The following is a 6463-nucleotide window of genomic DNA, read 5'->3' as shown; positions in this document are numbered from 1 at the left end:
CCTCGGGGTCCTGGCTGGTCTCGGTCAGGCCGCGCGCCGTCAGGCGGTCGATCACGCCCTTGATGGTCGCGACGTCCATCGCGGTCAACCGGCCGAGCTGGTTCTGCGAGCACGGGCCGGTCTCGGCGAGTTTCGACAGCGCCGCCCATTGCGTCGGCGTCAAATTGGTGCCGATATCGCGAGCGAAGATCGAACTGTGACGCTGCCAGACCTGGCGCAGGATGAAGCCGACCTGCTCGTCGAGCACGTAAGGCGGCTTTGCCAGCTTGATGCTCTTCTTCGCCGTGACGCTTCTCGCCATCCGCTCGCAGCCCTTCCCTTTGCCGTCACAACGACAGATGCGCGTCGCGGATATCCGGACGCGCGTCGAGCTCGGCCATGGTGCCGCCGAAGCAGACGCGGCCGCGCTCGATGATGTAGGCGCGATCGGAGATCAACCGCGCGAAATGCAGATTCTGCTCGGAGACGACGATGCTGACGCCCTCCTTCTTCATGGTCAGGATGGCATCGACCATCTGTTCCACGATCTTCGGCGACAGGCCTTCCGACGGCTCGTCGAGCAGCACCAGCGACGGATTGCCCATCAGCGTGCGGGCGATGGTGAGCATCTGCTGCTCGCCACCGCTCATGCGGCCGCCCGGACGGCCCCGCATCTCGCCCAGATTCGGAAACAGCGTGAACAACTTTTCCCGGGTCCAGTGCGGGGCGTTCGGACGCTTCGGCTGGCGGCCGACTTCGAGGTTTTCCTCCACCGTCAGGTCGGTGAAGATGCGCCGCTCCTCCGGCACGTAGCCGAGCCCCTCGCGCACGATCTCATGCGTCGGACGCAGCGAGACGTCCTTGCCCTCGAACATGATGCGGCCGGTTCGTTGCGCGACGAGGCCGACGATCGAGCGGAACGTCGTCGACTTTCCGGCGCCGTTGCGCCCGAGCAGCGCCACCACCTCGCCCTCGCCGACCTCGAAGCCGATGTCGAACAGGATATGCGCCGGGCCGTAATGACTGTTGAGCCCCTCGACGGTCAGCTTCATGCCGAGGCTCCCTCGCGGTGGCGGGCATCATAGACGAGGCCCTCGCCGAGATAGACCGCCTGCACCTGCGGATTGCCGCGCACCTCGGCCGGCGTGCCTTCGGCGATCAGCGTGCCGCGATTGAGCACGATGATGCGGTCGGCGTGCTCGAACACCACATCCATGTCGTGCTCGGTGAAGAGCACCCCGATCGACTTTTCGCGGGCGATCTGAGCGGTGAGCCGCATCAGATCGACCCGCTCGCGCGGCGCCATGCCCGCGGTCGGCTCGTCCATCAGGAGCAGCTTCGGCTGGTTGGCGAGCGCCACCGCAAGCTCGAGCCGCTTGAGGTCGCCATAGGCGAGCTCGCCGCACGGACGATCCGCGTAGCCGCCCATGCCGACGAGCTCGAGCAGCCGGCCGGCCTCGCCGCGATCGAAGTTCGGTGCCGAGCCGAACAGGTTGAACAGCTGCTTCCCGTGCGAGATCAGCGCCACCTGGACGTTCTCGCGCACGGTCATGGTGGCAAAGGTCGCGGTGATCTGGAAGGTGCGCCCGACGCCGAGGCGCCAGACCTCACGCGGCTTCCTGGCCGTGATGTCTTCGCCGAGCAGGCGAACATGGCCGGTATCGGGCTTGTTCTGGCCGTTGAGCATGTCGAAGCAGGTACTCTTGCCGGCGCCGTTCGGCCCGATCAGTGCCAGGATCTCGCCGGCGCGCAGCGAGAACGACACCCCGCGCACGGCATGAATGCCGCCATAGGATTTGGTCAGACCTTCGACCTCAAGAAGTGGGGGTGCGATGCTCATTCGGCGGACTCGATCGGCTTGGCAAGCAAGGGGGACCCGGGCGGTGATGCCTTCTTGCGACGCTGCGCCAGCATCTCCAGCATGCCGACGATGCCCTTGGGGAAGACGACGACGATCAGCATGATGAAGCCGCCAAGCACGAGCTTCGACAGATCGGTTTGACTGACCAGCCAGATGTTCAGCGCCTTGTAGACGATGGCGCCGATCACCGCGCCCGACACCGTCTCGACGCCGCCCAGCAGCACCATGACCAGTGCATCGACCGAAAGCGAGATGCCGAGATTGTCCGGGAAGACGCTGCCCTTGAGATAGGCGAACAGCGCGCCGCCGATGCCGGCGGTCGTGCCGGCGATCACGAAGGCGGTCCATTGGATGCGCTTGGCGTTAATGCCGATCGCTTCAGTGCGCAGGAGCGAGTCGCGCGTGGCACGAAGCGCATAGCCGAACGGCGAGAACACCATGGCCCGCAGCGCGACGGTCACCAGCGCGGCGACGCCGAGCGCCAGCCAGTAGAAGTTCGACGGGCTCGCCGCCCATTTTTCCGGCCAGACGCCGAGAATGCCGTTGTCACCGCCGGTTACGCTCACCCACTGGAACGCGATCGACCAGACGATCTGCGCGAAGGCGAGCGTCAGCATGGCAAAATAGACGCCGGAGAGCTGCACGGCAAAGAAGCCGAACACGGCCGCGCCCATGCAGCCGAGCAGCGGGCCGAGCAGCAGGCAGACGATCATCGGCAGCCCCGCCATCTTGGCGAGGAAGGCGACGCCATAGGCGCCGAGGCCGAAATAAGCGGCGTGGCCGAACGACGCGAGCCCGCCGACCGACATCAGGAAGTGCAGGCTGACGGCGAAGATGACGAAGATCGCGATCTCCGAGCCGACGGTGAGCAGATAGTTGCCGGCGAACAGCGGCAGCGTCGCTGCAATCACGAGCGCCGCAAGCGCCGCGAGCCGCTCGTTCGACGTCAACGGCCGCCACGGATTGACGGTGAGACCCGGCGTCTTGCGCGCGGGCGCCTCCGGCTTGCCGAACAGGCCCCAGGGTCGCACGATCAGCACCACGGCCATCACCAGGAAGACCAGGATGATGGAAATCTTCGGGAAGATCAGGATGCCGAAGGCGTTGAGCTCGGAGACCAGCACGGCCGCGACGAAGGCCCCGACGATGCTGCCAAGGCCGCCGATCACGACCACGACGAAGACCTCGACGATGATCCGCAAATCCATGGCATGATGCACGGCATCGCGCGGGATCTGGAGCGCACCGCCGAGCGCGGCCAGGAAGACACCGACCGCGAACACCGACGTGAACAGCCATTTCTGGTTGACGCCGAGTGCTGCGACCATGTCGCGGTCCTGCGTCGCCGCGCGCACCAAGACGCCCCAACGCGTGCGCTGGAACAGCAGCCAGAGAATGCCGAGCACGACCGGGCCGAGCACGATCAGAAACAGGTCGTAGCTCGGGATGTTCTGGCCGAAGAAATCGATGGCGCCCTTGAAGCCCGGCGCGCGGCGACCGACGAGATCGTCAGGCCCCCAGATCAGCACGACGAGATCCTCGACCATCAGGGTCAGGCCGAAGGTTGCGAGCAGCTGGAATAGTTCCGGCGCATGATAGATGCGCCGAAGCAGCACCATCTCGACGAGCACGCCGATCAAGGCAACGGCAAACGCGGCCATCACGATCGCGCCCCAGAAACCGAGCGCACCCGACAGGCGCTCCGTCAGCGTGAAGGCGATGTAGGCGCCGATCATGTAGAAGGCGCCATGCGCGAAATTCACGATCCGCGTCACGCCGAAGATGATCGACAGGCCCGAGGCCACCAGGAACAGCGACGCTGCGCTGGCGAGACCGGTCAGAAACTGTACGACATAAAAGGCCATCGGCGGTCCGGGTTGGGTGTTGGATCTCATCCCGCTCGTGCGCGGGAGAAAGCTTTGTAGGGTGGGTTAGCCCTGCGATTGCGCGGAGCGCAATCGCTCGGCGTAACCCACCACTTCTGTTTCTGCGGATGCCGAAGGTGGTGGGTTACGCCAGCGGACTGCGCTTCGCGCAGCCGCGGGCTAACCCACCCTATGGCAGCGGGGATCAATCCTTCGGCCGCAGCTTCTCGACTTCGGCATCACCAGGCAGATAGTCCGCGCCCTTCTTGTAGGACGAGTCCACCATCACGCCCTTGCCGTCCTTCAGCGCGGTCTTGCCGACGAAGGCACCGAGTGTCGACTGGTGATCGATCTTGCGGAAGGTGATCTCGCCGAACGGCGACGGCACGGAGAGGCCTTCTGCCGCGGCGATCAGCTTCTCCGGATCGCTCGAGCCGGCCTTCGCCAGGATCGCAGCCGCCGACTTGATGGTCTGGTAGCCGACGATCGAGCCGAGACGCGGATAGTCGTTGTACTTGGCCTGGTAGGCCTTCAGGAACGCGTCATGCTCGGGCGTCTTGATCGAGTACCAGGGATAGCCGGTGACGATCCAGCCCTCGGGCGTCTCGTCCTTGAGCGGATCGAGATATTCGGGCTCGCCGGTCAGGAAGGACACGACCTCGCGTCCCTTGAACAGGCCGCGGGTGTTGCCTTCGCGCACGAGCTTGACGAGGTCGGCGCCGAAGGTGACGTTGAGGATGGCTTCCGGGTTGGCGGCGACAACGGCCTGCACCACCGGACCTGCGTCGATCTTGCCCTGTGGTGGCCATTGCTCGTCGACCCACTGGATGTCTGGACGCTTCTCCGACATCAGCTTCTTGAACACCGCAACTGCGGACTGGCCGTATTCGTAGTTCGGCGCGATCGTCGCCCAACGCTTGGCCGGCAGCTTGCTGGCTGCCTCCACCAGCATCGCCGCCTGCATGTAGTTGGAGGGGCGCAGGCGGAAGGTGTATTTGTTGCCCTTGGACCAGGTGATGGCGTCCGTCAGCGGCTCGGCCGCGAGGAAGAACACCTTCTTCTGGTTGGCGAAGTCACTGACGGCGAGGCCGATGTTCGACAGGAACGTGCCCGCGAGCATCGCGACACCCTCGCTCGAAACCAGCTCGTTGGCCGCGGTCTGCGCATCCGCAGGCTTGCCGCCGTCGTCCTTGGAGATGACGACGAGCTTCTTGCCGTTGATGCCGCCGGCCGCGTTGACCTCTTCGACCGCAAGCTGCCATCCCTTGCGGTAGGGCTCGGTGAACGCCGGCAGCAGCGAATAGCTGTTGATCTCGCCGATCTTGATATCCTGCGCCATGGCCGAATGAGCCATGCCACCCGCCAACAGCGCAAACGCCGCGCCGACGAAATAGTTCTTTGCTCGCATCCCAACCTCCACCGTTAAAATTATCTTAGACCGTCTTCGCCTTTGATCTCCGCAACCGTCAGTCCGCCGACGCGCGGCAAAGGACGGCCGCTATCGGTGACGGCGACCGCGACCATGATCTCGTTGGCGCGCGGCGCGTCGTTGATCTGTACTTCCATGCCGTCGAAATGACTACGCACGAAGGCTGCGTCCTTGTGACCGAGGGGAATGTCGAGCGTGGTGCCGGGGCCGCTGCGCTTTTTCGACGACGGAATCAGCGCGGCCCCCTTGCTCAGAACTTTACGTACCGGCGCGCCCATCTTCGGGTGAAGGATCGCGGCCGCGTGTTCCAGTTCGCCGTTCTCGCCGACGGCCGCGGCCTTGCCATAGCTCTGCGCCTTCGCGCCATCGATGCCGAGCGCAGCCACCGCGCGCTTCGACAGCAGCTCGCCCAGCTCCTCGCCGATCGCGATCAGCGGCGAGAGGTCTTCGACATATTGCCCCGCGAAGGGATTTTCGATCACGGCAATCGCCGCGGCTCGCCGCGTCGGCGGCGAGACTTGCCGGCCCATCTCCATCTGCGTCTCTTCGACGATGGTGACGATCTTGCGGATGATCGCGCTCATGATTGTGTCCTCAGGCTCTTCCCTGCTCAGGCATGAACCGCGTTCTCCAGCTTACGTGGGCGCGCTTCTTGCCGTTCAATATCTTTCGGTCCGATGACAAGCATATCACCACAAAGCTGCAACACGGCACCCTCGATCAAGCCGCGATCGAACAATTGGCGTGCACATTCCGCGCCAGATTCGAGTGCTGCCGCGATCTCGTCGTGCGACAACCGGCCGACATCGCGGGTGACGAGGCGTGGGCCGAGATCACTGTCGGGCTGAAGCTCGCTGGCCGGCTGACGGATGATGGCAGGATGTCCCGGCAGATCCACGGCATTGGCGATGACCGTCGCCGCCGCATCGGCTTGCGATGCCGTTGGGGCCAGCACCGTCACCGCGTCGGCAATCCCGAGCGAAAAACTGCGGCCACGGCGCCCGCTGGTCGCGACGCCCCGCACCGGGTCATCCGCATCGACCCTCAAAGCTCGCATCACGCCATCACGATCGGGGCGATCCATCAGGCCAATCGAAAAATGCTCGCCCCGGCCGAGATGAAGGGCGATGTCGCCGCCATTGTTGACATAGGCCTGATTGAGCGTCGCAGCGCCCAGCATGGCCCCGAGAATCTCCTCCGCTACACTGCCGGCAACGGCGGCCATCGGCGTGATGAAGCAATCAGCGGCAAAGGGCGCGACCGCGGCGTGCATGCGGCGCGCCACAACGCCTCTCAGCACAGTCCGCTCCCCGGCAGCACCGCGCAGCT

At 64.9% G+C, this 6463-nt stretch carries 7 protein-coding genes; all 7 read right to left on the bottom strand.

Translation table 11 applies throughout. From position 1 onward, the window contains the following. Positions 1-301, bottom strand: a 301-nt coding sequence (locus MOV75_RS23365) for a MarR family winged helix-turn-helix transcriptional regulator (RefSeq protein ID WP_247006695.1), incomplete at its 3' end; no start/stop codon positions are given. Positions 302-326: 25 nt separating this feature from the next. Further along, positions 327-1031: an ABC transporter ATP-binding protein gene (locus MOV75_RS23360; RefSeq protein ID WP_246929882.1), complete on the bottom strand. Its 705-nt coding sequence runs from the start codon at positions 1029-1031 to the stop codon at positions 327-329. Beyond that, positions 1028-1819 carry an ABC transporter ATP-binding protein gene (locus MOV75_RS23355; protein ID WP_246929881.1) on the bottom strand — a complete coding sequence of 264 codons (792 nt, stop codon included), beginning with the start codon at positions 1817-1819 and terminating at the stop codon, positions 1028-1030. Before MOV75_RS23355 ends, MOV75_RS23360 begins: the two co-directional genes overlap by 4 nt. Beyond that, positions 1816-3705, bottom strand: coding sequence for an ABC transporter permease (locus MOV75_RS23350; RefSeq protein ID WP_246929880.1), 1890 nt, complete (start codon positions 3703-3705; stop codon positions 1816-1818). Before MOV75_RS23350 ends, MOV75_RS23355 begins: the two co-directional genes overlap by 4 nt. A 205-nt stretch (positions 3706-3910) precedes the next feature. After that, positions 3911-5113 (bottom strand): ABC transporter substrate-binding protein, encoded by a 1203-nt coding sequence (locus MOV75_RS23345; RefSeq protein ID WP_247006693.1) that lies wholly within the window; start codon positions 5111-5113, stop codon positions 3911-3913. A gap of 20 nt (positions 5114-5133) precedes the next feature. Continuing rightward, positions 5134-5718: an amino acid synthesis family protein gene (locus MOV75_RS23340; RefSeq protein ID WP_246929878.1), complete on the bottom strand. Its 585-nt coding sequence runs from the start codon at positions 5716-5718 to the stop codon at positions 5134-5136. A 26-nt stretch (positions 5719-5744) separates the two neighbouring features. Next, positions 5745-6463, bottom strand: a 719-nt coding sequence (locus MOV75_RS23335) for a UPF0280 family protein (protein ID WP_247006691.1), incomplete at its 5' end; no start/stop codon positions are given.

The sequence above is a fragment of the Bradyrhizobium sp. PRIMUS42 genome, assembly GCF_023006515.1.
In the GTDB taxonomy this organism is placed as follows: Bacteria; Pseudomonadota; Alphaproteobacteria; order Rhizobiales; family Xanthobacteraceae; genus Bradyrhizobium.
Note: the sequence above shows the minus strand (reverse complement) of the source record. Positions and strands in the feature narration are given on the sequence as shown.